This window comes from Sphingomonas sp. LH128 (assembly GCF_000293195.2).
GTDB classification, from domain to species: domain Bacteria; phylum Pseudomonadota; class Alphaproteobacteria; order Sphingomonadales; family Sphingomonadaceae; genus Novosphingobium; species Novosphingobium resinovorum_A.
In genome coordinates, this window is record NZ_ALVC01000031.1 from 12,477 (window position 1) to 28,343 (window position 15,867).

The 15,867-nt window shown below is 60.4% G+C and carries 14 protein-coding genes; 8 read left to right on the top strand and 6 right to left on the bottom strand.

Annotated elements, in window-relative coordinates; genetic code table 11:
- Window positions 1-12 precede the first annotated feature (12 nt).
- The 8 genes from LH128_RS03020 to LH128_RS03055 all read left to right on the top strand — a co-directional run bounded on the left by LH128_RS03020 (window position 13) and on the right by LH128_RS03055 (window position 9,156).
- Entirely contained in the window at window positions 13-930 is a 918-nt protein-coding gene (locus LH128_RS03020; protein WP_024018971.1) for an SDR family NAD(P)-dependent oxidoreductase, read from the top strand.
- Window positions 931-940: 10 nt separating this feature from the next.
- Window positions 941-2,110: an acyl-CoA dehydrogenase family protein gene (locus LH128_RS03025; protein WP_008828105.1), complete on the top strand. Its 1,170-nt coding sequence runs from the start codon at window positions 941-943 to the stop codon at window positions 2,108-2,110.
- A 108-nt stretch (window positions 2,111-2,218) separates the two neighbouring features.
- Window positions 2,219-3,433 carry a CoA transferase gene (locus tag LH128_RS03030; RefSeq protein ID WP_008828106.1) on the top strand — a complete coding sequence of 405 codons (1,215 nt, stop codon included), beginning with the start codon at window positions 2,219-2,221 and terminating at the stop codon, window positions 3,431-3,433.
- A complete protein-coding gene (locus LH128_RS03035) occupies window positions 3,430-4,644 on the top strand; it encodes an acetyl-CoA C-acetyltransferase (protein WP_008828107.1) in 1,215 nt (404 codons plus the stop codon). The genes LH128_RS03030 and LH128_RS03035 overlap by 4 nt, the downstream gene beginning before the upstream one ends.
- A gap of 2 nt (window positions 4,645-4,646) precedes the next feature.
- A complete protein-coding gene (locus tag LH128_RS03040) occupies window positions 4,647-6,239 on the top strand; it encodes an acyl-CoA dehydrogenase family protein (protein WP_008828108.1) in 1,593 nt (530 codons plus the stop codon).
- Entirely contained in the window at window positions 6,236-7,096 is an 861-nt protein-coding gene (locus LH128_RS03045) for an FAS1-like dehydratase domain-containing protein (RefSeq protein ID WP_024018969.1), read from the top strand. The genes LH128_RS03040 and LH128_RS03045 overlap by 4 nt, the downstream gene beginning before the upstream one ends.
- Before the next feature lie 22 nt (window positions 7,097-7,118).
- Window positions 7,119-7,994 (top strand): MaoC/PaaZ C-terminal domain-containing protein, encoded by an 876-nt coding sequence (locus tag LH128_RS03050; RefSeq protein ID WP_037517491.1) that lies wholly within the window; start codon window positions 7,119-7,121, stop codon window positions 7,992-7,994.
- Window positions 7,981-9,156: an acyl-CoA dehydrogenase family protein gene (locus LH128_RS03055; RefSeq protein ID WP_031308881.1), complete on the top strand. Its 1,176-nt coding sequence runs from the start codon at window positions 7,981-7,983 to the stop codon at window positions 9,154-9,156. Before LH128_RS03050 ends, LH128_RS03055 begins: the two co-directional genes overlap by 14 nt.
- A gap of 94 nt (window positions 9,157-9,250) precedes the next feature.
- Here LH128_RS03055 and LH128_RS03060 read toward each other — a convergent pair whose 3' ends face one another.
- From LH128_RS03060 to LH128_RS03085, 6 genes are all read right to left on the bottom strand, one after another.
- A complete protein-coding gene (locus LH128_RS03060; RefSeq protein WP_008828112.1) occupies window positions 9,251-10,435 on the bottom strand; it encodes an acyl-CoA dehydrogenase in 1,185 nt (394 codons plus the stop codon).
- A gap of 418 nt (window positions 10,436-10,853) precedes the next feature.
- Window positions 10,854-11,219: a c-type cytochrome gene (locus LH128_RS03065; protein WP_008828113.1), complete on the bottom strand. Its 366-nt coding sequence runs from the start codon at window positions 11,217-11,219 to the stop codon at window positions 10,854-10,856.
- A 31-nt stretch (window positions 11,220-11,250) separates the two neighbouring features.
- Complete coding sequence (locus LH128_RS03070; RefSeq protein WP_008828114.1) at window positions 11,251-12,717, bottom strand: FAD-binding oxidoreductase; 1,467 nt, start codon at window positions 12,715-12,717, stop codon at window positions 11,251-11,253.
- Window positions 12,718-12,730: 13 nt separating this feature from the next.
- Window positions 12,731-12,955, bottom strand: coding sequence for a non-oxidative hydroxyarylic acid decarboxylases subunit D (locus tag LH128_RS03075; protein ID WP_008828115.1), 225 nt, complete (start codon window positions 12,953-12,955; stop codon window positions 12,731-12,733).
- Window positions 12,952-14,406: a non-oxidative hydroxyarylic acid decarboxylases subunit C gene (locus LH128_RS03080; RefSeq protein ID WP_226869789.1), complete on the bottom strand. Its 1,455-nt coding sequence runs from the start codon at window positions 14,404-14,406 to the stop codon at window positions 12,952-12,954. Before LH128_RS03080 ends, LH128_RS03075 begins: the two co-directional genes overlap by 4 nt.
- A gap of 19 nt (window positions 14,407-14,425) precedes the next feature.
- The gene (locus LH128_RS03085) at window positions 14,426-15,865 is read right to left on the bottom strand and encodes an aldehyde dehydrogenase family protein (protein WP_008828117.1); all 1,440 of its coding nucleotides are present in this window, start codon (window positions 15,863-15,865) and stop codon (window positions 14,426-14,428) included.
- Between the last annotated feature and the right edge of the window lie 2 nt (window positions 15,866-15,867).

Here is a 15,867-nt window from a genome sequence, read left to right on the forward strand (position 1 = left end):
GAGGAACGGGATATGGATCGGTGCCTGGATGGATCAGTTGTCGCGATCACTGGTGCCGGGCGCGGAATAGGTCGCCAACTGGCGTTGTATTGCGCCGCGCAGGGGGCGGCAATTATCGTCAACGATCCTGGCGTGGCGCAGGCGGGCAACGGCGGCGATACCGCATTCGCTCAGAACACCGCTAACGACATCATCGGTGCCGGGGGCAAAGCGGCGGCCAACTTCGGTAATGTTGCAGATCCGGCGGAGGCGCAGAGCATTATCGAGGATGCGGTACGGAAATTTGGCCGAATCGATGCGGTCGTGAACAATGCAGGCATCTTGCGAGACAGCATCTGGCACAAGATGAGTCACGCGGACTGGACCAGCGTCATCGCGGTCAATCTTACTGGTGTCTTCAACGTTTCCAAGGCCGCCACGCCCTATTTTCGTGAACAGAAGGCGGGCAGTTTCGTTCATTTCACTTCGACGAGCGGTCTGATCGGCAACATCGGGCAGGCGAACTATTCGGCGGCAAAGTTGGCCGTCGTCGCGCTTTCGCAGTCTATCGCGCTCGACATGGCGCGAGTTGGCGTCCGCTCGAACTGCATCGCGCCTTTTGCGTGGAGCCGCATGACCTCGTCAATTCCCGCGACAACGCCTGCCGAACACGAACGTGTCCAACGGTTGCAATCCATGTCGGCAGACAAGATCGCGCCGTTGGTTGCCTATCTGGCATCCGACCTATCCAAGGACGTGACCAACCAGATTTTCGCGGTTCGCAAGAATGAAATCGCCCTGTTTTGCAAGCCCCGGCCGATCCGGTCGATGACCAAGGTCGAAGGCTGGACGCCGGAGGCAATTGCCCACGAGCTTGTACCTTCGTTTCGCAGCAGCTTCGCGCGCGCCGATGAAGTCTCGGCGCATGTCTTTCCTTATGATCCAATCTGACAGGTAACCGATGAGCAACGCCGGCATGGATGCAGAAGTCTTCGAACAATTCTTGATACAGCTTGAACGCTTCGTGCGCGACCGGCTCATTCCTGTCGAGCGCAAAATTATTGAAACCGACCTCATCCCCGAAAACGTCCTCGAAGCGATGCGCGACATGGGTCTGTTTGGATTGACCATACCGGAAGAGCATGGCGGCGCCGGCATGAACATCAGCCAGTATATCCGCACCATGCACACGCTAAGTTATGCGATGCCGGCATTCCGCTCGATCATCTCGATCAATGTCGGCATGTTCGCCTCAGCCCTCAAGAATGGTGGAACAGAAGCGCAGAAGGCTGCATGGCTGCCGCGCATTGCCGCGGGTGAAATCGCCGCTTTCGGCCTGACCGAACCGGGTTCGGGATCAGATGCGGCGGGTCTGCAGACGACTGCGGTGCCGACCGGCGACGGCTGGCTTCTCAATGGCACCAAGCGATATATTACCAACTCGCCCTTTGCGAAGGTTGGACTGATCATGGCGCGGACGGCCATGGAAAATCTGCCCAAAAACGCCCATATATCGGCATTCATCGTCCCGCTTGACATACCCGGCGTGACGATCTGCAAGTCGGACAGGAAGATGGGCCAGTCGGGTAGCCATATCGCCGATATCGGGCTGGAAGATGTCCACGTTGGCAGCGAGGCTCTGCTCGGCGGCGAACTTGGCAAGGGCTTCGCATTCGCGATGATGAGCCTCGACAACGGCAGGATGTCGGTGGGCGCCGCAGCGACCGCTTATGCCCGCCGGGCGCTGGATAGCGCCATCCGATACGCGACCGAGCGCAAGGCATTCGGCGAGCCGATTGCCAACTTCCAGTTGATCCAGCAGATGCTCGCCCAGAGCGAGATCGAAATCTATGCCGCCGAATGCATGATGGACGATGTCACTCGGCGCGCCGACGCAGGCGAGAACATCTTGCGCAAAGCAGCGGCGTTCAAGGTTTTCGCGACAGAAATGTGCGGCCGCGTGGTGGATGCCTGCGTCCAGATCCACGGCGGTGCCGGCTATCTTGCCGAATACGATGCCGAACGTTTCTTCCGCGATGCGCGCATATATCGGATTTATGAAGGCACGACCCAGATCCTGCAACTCCAGATCGCTAAGCACATGCTGCGTGAATTTGCGGCGGCGAATTGACCTTCGTGGGTTGCACTTCATCCGCAGGCTGCACCATGGGCGGCCAGGGGGTTCATTCCGCCCCGCCCTGGCGCATGGCCAATTCGCCTGCGGGCCGGATCAAACGCCATGTATAATTTTCTCGATGGCCTATCGATCATTGAGGCATCGTCATTCGTCGCCTCTCCCACGGCGGGCCTTTATTGCGCGCAATTTGGCGCACAGGTGATACGCGTCGACCAGATTGGCGGCGGCCCCGATTACCGGCGCTGGCCTGTGACGGCGGCGAATGATTCGCTCTATTGGGAGAATCTCAATCGTGCAAAAAAGTCAGTCGCGGTTGATCTTCGCAGGCCTGAGGGGCGTGAAATAGTGCAGGAACTCGTGAGGGCAACCGGCCAGTTCATCACCAATTTTCCGGTGGATGGTTTCCTGTCCCATGCCCTCCTCGCGCAGGGGTGTCCGGATCTTGTCACCTTGCGGATAATGGGATGGGCCGATGGCTCGCCCGCGCTCGATTACACCATAAACAATGCCGTGGGATACCCTATGCTGACTGGAACGGGCCCCGATCCGGTCAATCATGTCCTGCCCGCATGGGATCTCATTTCCGGCGCATACGGAGCATTCGCCATGCTTGCCGCGATGCAGTGGCGAAGCACCAGTGGCGAAGGATGCGAGATCCGGCTGCCGTTGTCAGACGTGGCGATTGGCACGGTCGCCAACCTCGGTGGACTTGCAGAAATGCTCTATACGGGCCGGGATCGTCCGCGCCTTGGCAATGCAGTTTATGGTTTGTTCGGTCGCGACTTCACCACGCGCGACGGGGTGCGGACAATGATTGTCGTTGCCACGCATCGCCAGTGGGCCCATTTGCTGGGGGCGCTGGGCCTTTCCGAAGATGTTGCGGCCATCGAACAAGAGCGCGGTGTTTCTTTCGAACAGGATGACGGCCTCCGATATACCTTGCGTGACATGCTCTATCCCTTGTTTGAACGGGCGATCCGGTCGCGTGATTACGCCGATCTGTCTACTGCCTTCGATGCGGGGGGAATCGTCTTTTCGCCCTATCGCAGGATGCTTGATGCGGTTCACGATCCAGCGCTGGTAGCGAACAATCCGATTTTCGGGATGGTGCCAAATCCCAGCGGCTTCGACTATCCCGCCGCGGGCACATTCGCCACCGTTCCCCAAATGCACCGTCGGGATCCTTGTCCCGCGCCGTGCAATGGCCAGCATACCGAAGAAGTCCTGGCGGATCTGCTCTCGCTGCCTGCCGCCGAAATCGCCCGCCTGATCGACGCAGGTATTGTGGGCAACATGGCGAGTGGAGACCCGAAATGACCCTTCGTCGCGCAGCCATTGTCATGCCGATCCGCACTGCGGTGGGCAAGTTTGGCGGCTCTCTTTCGCCGATGACTGCAGGCGAGCTTGGCGCAGTCATCCTCAAGGCCCTGATCGAGCGCACGAAGATCGATCCCGCCCGGGTCGACGATGTCGTGTTCAGTCAGGGATATGGCAACGGCGAGGCGCCGGCCATCGGCCACTGGTCATGGCTGGCTGCCGACCTGCCGCTTGAAGTCCCCGGCTATCAGCTCGACCGGCGCTGCGGTTCGGGGCTACAGGCGATCGTCAACGCCGCGATGATGGTGCAGACGGGGATGTCCGACGTTGTTGTCGCCGGCGGGGTCGAATCAATGTCCAACGTCGAACATTATTCAACCGACCTTCGCGGGGGCAAACGTTCCGGCAGTATCACCCTTCACGACAGGTTGACGCGCGGACGCCTTATGTCTCAGCCGACGGAGCGTTTTGGTGTTATCTCCGGCATGATCGAAACGGCCGAAAATCTTGCCAGGGATTATGACATCAGCCGGGAACAGGCAGATGCCTATGCCGTGCGCAGCCACCAGCGGGCCGCGGCCGCCTGGGCGAATGGAATGTTCGACGACGAAATCGTGCCGGTTGTGGTGCCGCAAAGAAAGGGCGCGCCTGCCATCTTCGCACACGATGAAGGTTATCGCGGCGACGCGACGATGGCTTCGCTCGGCGCGCTGAAGGCGATTGAGGGCGGCGTCGTAACCGCTGGCAACGCCAGTCAGCAGAACGACGCCGCTGCCGCTTGCCTTGTGGTGGCCGAAGACAAACTCGACGAACTGGGGGTGGAACCGATCGCCTTTTATCATAGCTCGGCCGCGGCGGGCTGTGATCCCAGTCGTATGGGAATTGGTCCCGTTCCTGCAGTGCAACGCTTGTTCGCCCGCAGCGGCCTTGGCTGGGGCGATATTGATCTGGTTGAGCTGAACGAAGCCTTCGCACCGCAAGTCCTGGCGGTTCTGAAAGGATGGGGCTGGTCGGATGACGACGGCCGGAACGAAATCCTCAATGTCAATGGTTCGGGTATATCGCTTGGCCACCCGATCGGTGCAACCGGTGGTCGTATTCTTGCCAACCTTACCCGCGAACTTGTGCGCACGAAAGGCCGCTACGGTCTTGAGACGATGTGCATCGGCGGCGGACAAGGCATCGCCGCAATCTTCGAGCGCGCGGCCTGAAGGTGGCTGATCTGCGCCAGGCCCTGAACGCCGCGAGAGACTATCGCGACTCGGTCAAGGCAGCGTTGGGCGCGCGCTTGGTGTCCGGAAGGATTGATGAGGAGCAGCGGGCCGCGCACGGTTATGCCTGGGTGGCCACGCTTGTGGCTGCGCTTGAAGCGGTGCTCGAATGGTCCGAAGCCAGGGGCAGCAAGAATGACTTTGACGCCAGGATCGCCACTCTGGCCTTCGCTGAATGCATTGGCCAGATCGGTGGCGGCCTGCCGATGGGCCAGAACGAAATCTTCCGCCCCGGCGACCTCGGACTTGGCAGCGCTGCCCGCACGCTTTTCGACCGGTGCGTGGACCTACTCGATGTGGACTATGCTGCAACCAGAGGCGAAGTGGCTGCAGCCCTGGCCCAGGGGCAATGGCCAAGCGAGTCGCTCGATGATGCCGAAGCCGACACGATCCGCGAGCAATACCGTCGCTTCACCAATGCTGTCATCGTGCCCCAGGCTCACGGATGGCATCTGGCGAATGATCTGATCCCCGAGGCAGTGATTCAGGCCATGGCCGATCTCGGTACATTCGGAGTCTGCATACCCGAAATCTATGGGGGACTTGGCCTCGGTAAGCTAAAGATGTGCATCATAACCGAGGAATTGTCGCGGGGCTGGATTGGCGCGGGCTCGCTTGGCACGCGGTCGGAAATCGCCGGCGAACTGATCGGCTTGAACGGCACCGAAGCGCAAAAGGCCTGGTGGTTGCCCAGGATCGCAAGCGGCGAGGTTTTGCCGTCAGCAGCCTTCACCGAACCCGACACCGGATCGGATCTTGGCTCCATTCAAACCCGCGCACGGCACGACGGCGATCACTGGGTCATCAACGGGGCGAAAAACTGGATTACCCATGCCAGCCGATCAGATCTGATGACGATGCTGGTGCGAACATTACCTGAAGCCAGGGGTTACGCCGGGCTGTCGATGTTGCTGGTGCCCAAGCCTCGGGGCACGAGCGATGACGGTTTCCCAGCCCCTGGCATGACCGGAAGCGAGATCGAGGTCCCCGGTTATCGCGGGATGCGCGAATATGCCCTGCAGTTCGATGCCATGACCGCGCCGGCAGACGCCCTGCTGGGCGGCGAGGAGGGGAAAGGGTTCAAGCAGCTCATGCGTACCTTCGAGGGCGCACGCATCCAGACCGCCGCGCGGGCTATCGGCGTCGCGCGGCGGGCCATCGAACTGGGCCTCGACTATGCCTTGGTTCGCAAGCAATTCGGCAGGGCCATCGTCGGGTTTCCGCGCGTGTCGGACAAGCTGGCGATGAGCCTTGTCGATTTTGTGATGGCGCGTGAACTCTGCTATGCTGCCGCGCGAGCCAGGGATTCGGACAAGCGCTGCGATATTGAGGCCGGCATGGCAAAGTTGCTTGCCGCTCGCGCCGCCTGGTCGAACGCCGACGCTGCGCTGCAGATCCACGGCGGCAATGGTTATGCCCTTGAATACGAGATCAGTCGCATCCTTTGCGATGCGCGCATCCTCAACATTTTCGAGGGCGCTGCGGAAATTCAGGCTCAGGTGATTGCCCGCGGCCTGACCGGGGATGATATATGACCACCCAGCCGTACGTACAATGGCAAAGCTGGATTGGTCGTGAAGAATTGCGTCACGACTATCTGGAACCCGCTGCCGCACGACGGTGGCTGGCGACTTTCGACCGCGTTGCGCCGGCAGATGGCAGCGTGCCGCAAGGCTATCATTGGTGCCTTTGCCTGCCAGACGCGCCAACAGCCGCATTGAGCGTGGATGGACATCCGGTGCGCGGCGGCGAAAGCAGCTTCATGCCACCACTTCCTCAGTCGCGCCGGATGTGGGCATCGAGCAGGATCGAATTTCTTTCGCCGTTGCTCATCGGCCAGAAGGTGCAGCGCAGATCGCGGATCAATTCCATCGCCGAAAAGCAAGGCGCGACCGGCAAGCTTGTTTTTGTCGAGATGGCACAGGAAATCCACTGCAAAGGCGAAATCTTCGTTCGCGAAACCCAAGCGATCGTTTATCGGGATCCCATGCCTTTGGGGCCCGCAGAGCTGCCGCGGCCGCCTGACATGACCTTCGACGGATCTCGATGGGTTGCGCACCGCGCGCTGGTCCCCTCGGAAGCCTTGCTGTTCCGATTTTCGGCGCTGACCTTCAACAGTCACCGGATTCATTATGATCGGGCCTACACCTGCGAAATCGAGGGGTATCGCGGCCTCGTCGTTCACGGTCCGTTGACGGCGACACTGCTGCTGGAACTCGCCCAGCAGCACTTCGGCGACAATGCGCTTCGGTGCTTCGATTGCCGAGCGGTGTCTGCCGCGATCTGCGGCGAGGAACTGCATTTGGCGCTTCGCGCGAACGGTAATAGTGTTCAGTTCGTCGCCCATGCGCGCGACGGCCGTCCGATCATGGTTGCCAGCGCCACCCTTTGACCACCTTCCAGGGAAATTGAAAGTGACAATCGATCCGCAAAAATTGCTCAACTTTCGTATTCCTGCGGTTCGTCAGACCGTCACTCCACGCGATGCTGCATTTTACGCCTTATCGATCGGGATGGGGCGAGATCCTACCGACCTCGCGCAGCTGCCATTCGTGGATCCCCTTCGTGGACCGGTTGCCATGCCCGGCATGGCGCTCGTTCTCGCGAGTCCCGGGTTCTGGCTGGGGCACCCTGATTCCGGTGTGGATCCGGTTTCCGTCCTGCATGCCGGTCAATCCATGGTACTGCTTGGCCCGGTTCCGGCAACTGGCGAAGTCGAAAGCACAACCCGCGTCACCCACATTGTCGACAAAGGCGTGGGCAAGGCCGCGTTGATATTCACCGAAACCAATATCCGCGATGATTGCGGCACCTGCTTTGCCTGTCTTGAACGTACGATCTTCATTCGCGGCGGCGGCGGGTTCGGAGGGGAAGGCGAAGCTCCGCGAAGTTCGCCGGTACCCGTGGCGGAAGGCAATGCCGCTCTTGTCATTGACCTGACGACCGGTCCCGAACAGGCCCTGATCTATCGTCTAAATGGAGATCTCAACCCGCTGCACAGCGATCCAGCAATCGCGGCGCGCGCCGGGTACAGGATGCCGATATTGCACGGCCTGGGCACGATGGGCATCATCGTTCACGCCATCCTCCGCGGGCGGCTCGGCTACCAGACCGAGCGCCTGCGCGCAGTGCAACTGCGTTTCGCCGCACCGGTGTTCCCTGGTGAAACCATCAGAACCGAAATCTGGAATAACGGCGCTTTTCGGGCATCGGTGCTCGAGCGCGACGTCATCGTTGCAGATCAAGGGTTTTTCACAATCTCTCCGGATGAGGGCGATGCAGTTTCTTAGTCCTTTCGAACCTCAACACTTTCACGAAATCCGCGACGGTGTGCGCCGGCTTTGTGAAAAGTTCCCGGGTGAATATTGGCGCAAGCTCGACGCTGATCGCGAATATCCGACTTCTTTTGTCGATGCGTTGACGAGCGCTGGCTATCTTTCGGTACTTATACCCGAGGAATATGGCGGATCAGGTCTGGGCCTTTCGGCTGCAGTTGCCATCCTTGAGACGATTCAAGCGATGGGTTGCAACGGAGCGGCATGCCATGCCCAGATGTATAACATGGCCATCATCCTTAGACATGGATCGGATGAGCAAAAGCGCCTTTATCTGCCCGCGATCGCAAGCGGCGCACTGCGCTTGCAGGCTTTCGGCGTAACCGAGCCGGGAAGCGGCTCCGATACCACTGCGTTAAGGACGACGGCAGTTCGCGATGGGGACTATTTCGTGGTGAGCGGCCAGAAAATCTGGACCAGTCGCGCCGAACACAGCGATCTCATGCTGCTGCTAGCGAGGACTTCGCCGCGCGATCAAGTGACGAAGAAAACCGACGGTCTTTCCATATTCATCGTCGATATGAACCAGGCTCGCACCGCGGGTTCGCTAACGATCCGGCCTATCCGCACCATGATGAACCATGCCACGACGGAACTTTTCTTCGACAGGATGCGCATCCCGGTCGCCAATCTCTTAGGCAAAGAAGGCAAGGGCTTTCATTGCATCCTTTCGGGCATGAATGCGGAAAGAGTTCTTATTGCTGCCGAATGCGTCGGTGATGCGAAATGGTTCACCCGAAAATCCATTGCTTATGCCAATCAACGGGTGGTGTTCGATCGCCCCATTGGCATGAACCAGGGCGTCTCTTTTCCGATCGCGCGAGCCCACGCAAATATGCGCGCTGCCGAGCTCATGGTCCATGAGGCCGCGCGCCTTTACGAAGCGGGGCTTGAACATGGACCCGAGGCGAACATGGCAAAAATGCTTGCCGCGGACGTAGCAGTCGAAGCGGGCAACGCCTGCATCCAGACATATGGCGGATATGGCTTTGCTGAGGAATACGACATCGAACGGAAATTTCGAGAGGCCCGCCTTTATCAGGTGGCACCTGTTTCGACCAATCTCATATTGTCATTCATCGCAGAGCATGTCCTGAAACTACCGCGAAGCTATTGAGGCGGCCACCACGCTCCGTCGTTTCCGCTCACTCGACACAACGACTGTTGCTGCGACCAGGCAGCGCAACACTGAAGAAGAAAGGTGGCCTACCCTAGAATGCGGCAATGCCAGTGAGTGCTCGACCAAGGATGAGCGCGTGTACATCGTGCGCGCCTTCATAGGTGTTGACGGTTTCCAGATTCACCATGTGCCGCATGACTTGATATTCATCGCTGATGCCATTACCGCCGTGCATGTCTCGGGCATGGCGCGCAATATCAAGCGATTTTCCGACATTGTTACGCTTGACGAGAGAGACCATCTCCGGCGCGAACCTGCCTTCGTCCATTAGGCGGCCGACACGCAATGAGGCTTGCAACCCTAGCGCAATGTCCGTTTGCATATCGGCGAGCTTCTTTTGATAAAGTTGGTTGGCGGCAAGCGGCTTTCCAAACTGGTGCCGATCAAGTCCATATTGGCGGGCTGCGTGCATGCAATATTCCGCGGCGCCGAGCGCTCCCCAACTGATCCCATAGCGTGCGCGGTTTAGGCAATCGAAGGGGCCCTTGAGACCCTGGACCCCGGGGAGCAAGGCTTCTTCGTCAACCTCAACCTCGTCCATCAAGATCATGCCGGTGGTCGAGGCACGCAGGCTGAGCTTGCCCTTGATCTTGGGAGCGGAAAGCCCCTTCAGGCCCTTTTCAAGCACGAAGCCGCAAATGGCCCCATCATGTGCTTCGCTCTTTGCCCAGACAACAAAGACGTCGGCGAAAGGAGCATTCGAAATCCATGTTTTTATGCCGGAAAGGACATAGCCACCATCAATCCTCTTCGCGATTGTGCGCATGCCCGCAGGATCAGATCCCGCATCAGGTTCTGTCAGGCCGAAGCAGCCGATCAGCGAGCCTGCGGCTAGGCCAGGCAGATATTTAAACCGCTGTTCTTCCGAGCCGAAAGCAAAAATCGGATACATGACGAGCGAGCTTTGCACCGATGCCATTGACCGATAGCCCGAATCCACGCGCTCAATCTCACGCGCGATCAGGCCGTAGGAGACATAGCCAGCTCCAGCACCGCCATAAGACTGTGGGATCGTCGCTCCAAGCAAGCCGGCTTGTCCCATGAGTGGAAACAACTCTGCTGCATCCAGCTCTTCGCGGAAGGCATTGATGACCCGGGGCTGAAGTTCCCCTTGCGCGAAGCCATGAGCCGCATCACGCACCATTCGTTCTTCTTCAGTCAGTTGATCGTCAAAGTTGAAGGGATCGCTCCAATTAAAGCGTGCCATTTCAGTCATACATTCAGCTCGTCATATAATGAAATTAAGTTCATATCCCGTAATGGCGAGGAGTTCTTCAACCGTTACCGCGAGTTTTGTGATTTGGGCGATAAGACTGAAAGTGAAACAATCCACGCAAATACCCGCATGCGGTTGTAGCGAGCTGAAATTCCCAGGAAGGCTACGCTGCCGAGCACAAGGCCAACCGGGCCAGCGAGGAAAGCTGGACCGAAAGCGCTTTTGTGGTGCGGCGAGCGGAACCAGACAACAGCGTAACTAAGCGATCACTTGTGTACCGTAGCTATCGATAATGACGACTATCAAACACAAGGTGCGTGCTCACCAAAGCAACCAGCTATCCGCATACTCCGTTGGCACCCTAGCAATTTCAGCCTTACGAACCCTGTCGACCTTTTCCGCCCAGCTTGATTTGACCTCAAAGTGCCTTGTTTTTGGCGGGTTCGGCCTTTGCGGGGGGAAGCTTCTGCGCCACGATGTGATCGTAGATCTGCTTGATCTCCGCGTCCGACAATTCGGTCGGTCGGAACGGCGGCATTTCGATCAGGCCCTGGCGAACGACCGAATGTAGGTAATCGTAATCTAAGTCCTTGCGACCGATGAGCGAAGGCACCGGAGCACCTTTTTCGGCCAGCAGCATGGTGCCACCGTGGCCCGGGCCGGGGTTGTGGCAACCTGCGCAGTAACGCTCATAATTCTCCGCACCGTCCACCACTGATTCGCCTTGTGCGGACGAACAGGCAGCAAGTGCAGCGAAAAGCGAAAGGGCGAGGAACTTATTCATTTTACCTCCGCAGGCATGGCGACGCATCGGCTCAGACCGAGGCAAAGATCGAGTTGGGATCAAGCGCCTGCTTGACCCGCGCATGCAGGGCCGAGCGGCCACCCTTTTCATAGGTCTTGGCAACCGCCGCCCCCAGCCCGGGGTCGGTCAGGATCTGGCCGAAGCCGGCCTCGGCCTGCGCGGCGATCAGGGCTTCGGCGCAGGTCTTGGCCCGTACCGCATCCTCGCCCTTCCCGGCGGCATGGGGCAGCACCTGGCGATGGTTGGCCGAACGCCAGATCGCGGTGGTTTCGCCAACGAAGTCGAAGCCGTTTTTGGCACAGATATCGCGCGACAGTTCATAGAGCTTGACGGCTTCCTCGCCATCCACAGGGCTGACCGGGTTGACCGTAAGCGCCATGTCGCCGCTCCAGCCTGCTGTCCTGGCCGGGGGATCGGCCACCACACCGGTCATAGTGCCCATCCGCCAGGCCCACAGCTTGGGATCGATGCCCTTGCCATCGGTAATCACCCTTGCGCCGCTGATCGACGAGAACGCGCCCTTGACCATGTCCCACAGGATCGCGACGTTGCCGGGCAGGCCATAGAGCGAGCCGTAAAGGTTCCAGTAGCCTAGTCCGAGCACCTCACCAGCGGCCTTGACCGCGCTTGCCGCCATCGGCCCCTGGCCCTCAAAATCGGCGCGGCGCTTGCCGAGCAGGGCCGCTTCGTGGAGCGCATTGCCCACCGCGACGCCATTGGCCACCACCATGTTGAGCTTGAGCGGCCCGAGCACGTCCAACAACGCGCCCAGATCGTCCTCCTTGGGGACCGAGACCATGAAGGTCTGGTGCGCCGGGGGCTGCGGCATCATCCACATGCCCACCTTGGTCACCACCCCGAAATCGGACTGGGTGAACAGGCCATCGACCCAAGGGCCATAGCCGAACTTGAACAGCTGCCAGCAGGTGCTCTTGGGCATGGCGCCCATGCCGGTGCGCACCATCTTGCCATCAGCCAGCATGACCTCGAGCCCGCACTGCATCAGGAAATGATCGGAATAGGGGGTGTAGCCGGGGCGGCGGTTGATGAAACTGGCGGCCACGCTTTCATCGGGATTGCCGGGAAAGTCGACCCACAACTTAATTCCCTTTTCCTTGATGTGGGCATCGAGCTGGCGGAAGGTGACGCCCGGTTCGACAAGGCAGGTGGCCAGTTCGTCATTGACCTCGAGGACCTTGTTCATCTTCTGCAGGTCAAGCACGATCACCTTGTCCTGTACGGCTTTTTCAAGTCCGTAGGCGCCGTTGCAGACCGTCTGGACCACACCGCCGCTGGTGCGCGCAGCTTCCAGCACCTTGGCGAGCTGGGCTTCATCGGCCGGAAGCACCACGCCTGCCGGTGCCATCCCTGGGACAGCATAGCGGGCCAGGGTCTGCGGGCTGGTATCGACGGCGGCCTTGCCGAGTGCCTGGGCGAGGGTGCCGAGCGTGGCCGTCTGGCGGGCTTGATCGATCATGGCGTTGGGAGCCTTATTGCTGGAGAATCTTGGGATAACGCTGGAGATCGCCGGCATCGACGGCGAAATCGGCCGAGCGCACAGCCGGGTCGATAGCGCGGGCCGGTTCGCTGTCGCGCCAGGAAAAGTTGCAGGTCGGGCAGCGCAGGATCGTCCACACGACCGCGCCGTCCTGCCTGCCCTGATGATCGGTGACAGCGCCGCTCGATTTGCAGCGCCCGCAGACGGTGGTGGTCATGACAGGGCTCCCAGCTGCATTTCGCGGATCCGCTTGCTCAGGGCGTCGATCTCGTCCCCGGTCGGCGGGGTGACAAGGTGCGCTTCACCCACCGGATCGGGCGGGAGATAGCTGGTCGCGTCGATGATCAGGCGGTGCCCCTTGCCCGGGACCACTGCCGAAGGATCGATCGGCACGGCAGGCATGTTGGGCAGCACGATGATATCGTCCGCACGGGTGCGGGTCGAAAGCGCCCACATCACCTGGTTGAGATCGAACGGATCGACATCGGCATCGACCATAATCAGGTTCTTGAGGTACATCACGCCGTGCGGCGTGCTCAGCGCGCGCAGCGCGACCGTCTTGGCAAAGCCGGCCATGCGGTTCTTGACCGAGATGATCCCGGTCAGTCCGTGCTGGTAAAGCGCGTTGACCGCGGTGACTTCGGGGAAGCTCTGGCGCAGCTGGGCATAGATCGGGGCGGAGGTGTGCAGGCCGATCAGCGTATCGTGCTCGGTCCAGCCGCGCCCGATGTAAATGTTCTCGAAGATCGGATCGCGCCGGTGCGACACCGCCGTGACCTTGAAGATCGGCGCCTTGCGCACGCCGCTGTAGGAACCGGGGAATTCGCCGAACGGCCCTTCCAGCTCGCGTTCACCCAGTTGCAGTTCGGCCTCTATCACGATTTCGCTGTCGGCCAGGATGTCGATCCCGTTGCCCGATTTGGTCAGCCGGATTGGCGCGCCCATCATCGCCGAGGCATAGGAATATTCCGATTCCTCGTAGCCGATCGGGGTGGCAGCAAACACCGCAAGGCCGGGATGATTACCCAGCATGACCGCAATCTTTAGCGGAACGCCTTCCCGTTCGGCCGCCATGATCTGACGTCCCATGTCGTGGGAGGGGATCGTCATCAGGGTGAAGCTGTCCGGCCCTTGGATCTGCAGGCGATAGATGCCGACATTCTGCTTGCCGAAATTGTCTGGATCGAGCGGATCGCGCGAGGCGACCGAGGCCTTGCCGATGTAGAACCCGCCATCATATTCGTTGATCCGATAGACCGGCAGGACATCGTAAAGGTTGATGTCCTGTTCGATCCGGCATTCGTGCACCGGGGCCTGGGCTTCTGGGACAAAGCTGATTTGCGCTTCCTGATCGCCCCAGCGGCCGGCGATCTCGAAGAAAAGCTCGCGGATGGTCGTGCCTTTAGGTCGGCCCAGCAGCAGGGCGATATTGTCCCACGAACCATGGACGCCCACCGCCAAGCGCTTGCCGGGGTAACCGGTGATATTGTCGAATACGATCGCCGGCGCGCCGTTGGCATCGCGCGATGCGGCGACGGCTATGTTGCGCACGCCGGGTTCGGGCATCACCGCATCGCTCCAGGTGATCGCCTGGCCGGCATCCTCGAGCAGTTCGAGGAAGTCGCGCAGCGACGAGATCGAGCGGGCGCGGTTAGGGAGATCGTTCATGGTCATTCGTTCCCGCCTGTCAGTGTCCGCCCTCAGTCGCCGACTGGATCGTGACCCATTTCCATTCGGTCATGATCTCGAGATCGGCTTCGGTCCCTTCGCGCCCGAAACCTGACGCTTTGGTTCCGCCGAACGGGACGTGGGGCTCGTCGTGAAGGGTCGGCGCGTTGATGTGGACCATCCCCGCTTCGGCACGTTGGGCAAAGGCCAGAGCCTTGTCGAGATCGCGGGTGAAGATCGACGCGCTGAGGCCGTATTCGGTGTTGTTGGCGAGTTCGAGCACTTCCTCAAGTGTGTTGAACGGAAAGAGCGAGGTGACCGGGCCGAAGGTCTCTTCCTCGAACACGGTCATTTCGGCTGTAACGCCGCGCAGTACCGTCGCTGAGCATACGTTTCCGTTCCACTCAGCACCGGCTAGCAGTTCTGCGCCCTTGGACCGGGCATCGTCGATGTGGCGGCAGACCCGGTCGCGCTGGCGTTCGGAAATTATCGGGCCCAGCATGGTGGTAGGATCGCGCAGGTCGCCGCTCTTGGCGCGGCCTGTCGCGGCGGCGAAGGCCTTGGCGAACTGGTCGAAGATCGACTGTTCCACATAGATCCGCGAAGCCCCCATGCAGACCTGGCCCTGGTACATGAAGATGCTGAACAGCGCGGCGTTGACCGCCTTGTCCAGATCGGCATCGGCGCAGATCACCAGCGGGCTCTTGCCGCCCAGCTCCAGCGTGTACTTCTTGAGGTTGCGGGCCGCGATTTCGGCGATGTGCTTGCCGACGCGCGAGGACCCGGTGAAGGTTATCGATGCGACCTTGGGATGGCCGGTCAGCACGTCGCCGATCTCCGCGCCATTGCCGTAGACCACGTTGAACAAGCCGTCGGGAACGCCGGCCTCCTTCCACAATTTAGCGAGCAGATCGGCGATCATTGGCGCGGCTTCCGAGGGTAGCAGCACGAAGGCGTTGCCTGTGGCCAGGGCCATGGCCGACTGTTTGATCCCCTTGATCAGCGGCACGTTGAACGGGGTAATCCCGGCGACCACACCGACCGGCTGGCGCAGGCTCATGCTGAACCGCCCAGGGGTGTCCGAAGGGATCGTTTCCCCCCGAATCCGGCGCGGCACGCCGATCGCCGCGCGCAGGAAGCTGACCGCGAAGCGGGTTTCGAACCCGGCCTTGGCGATCGGCGAACCGATTTCGTCGACCAGCACGTCGGCGAATTTGGCGGTATCGCGCTCCATGATTTCGGCGGCTTTCGCGATCCACCCTTCGCGCACTGCGGCGGGCAGATCGCGATGCTGGAGATAGGCCTGATGCGCGTTCTCCACGGCGCGGTTCACGTCTTCCGCGGTGCCGGCGGGGACCCGGGAATAGACCGAATCGTCGACCGGGTTGAGATCGTCGAAATAGGCCCCGCCCGTTGCAGCCACGGCGGTGCCGCCAATCCAGTGCTCAATTTGCGTCATGG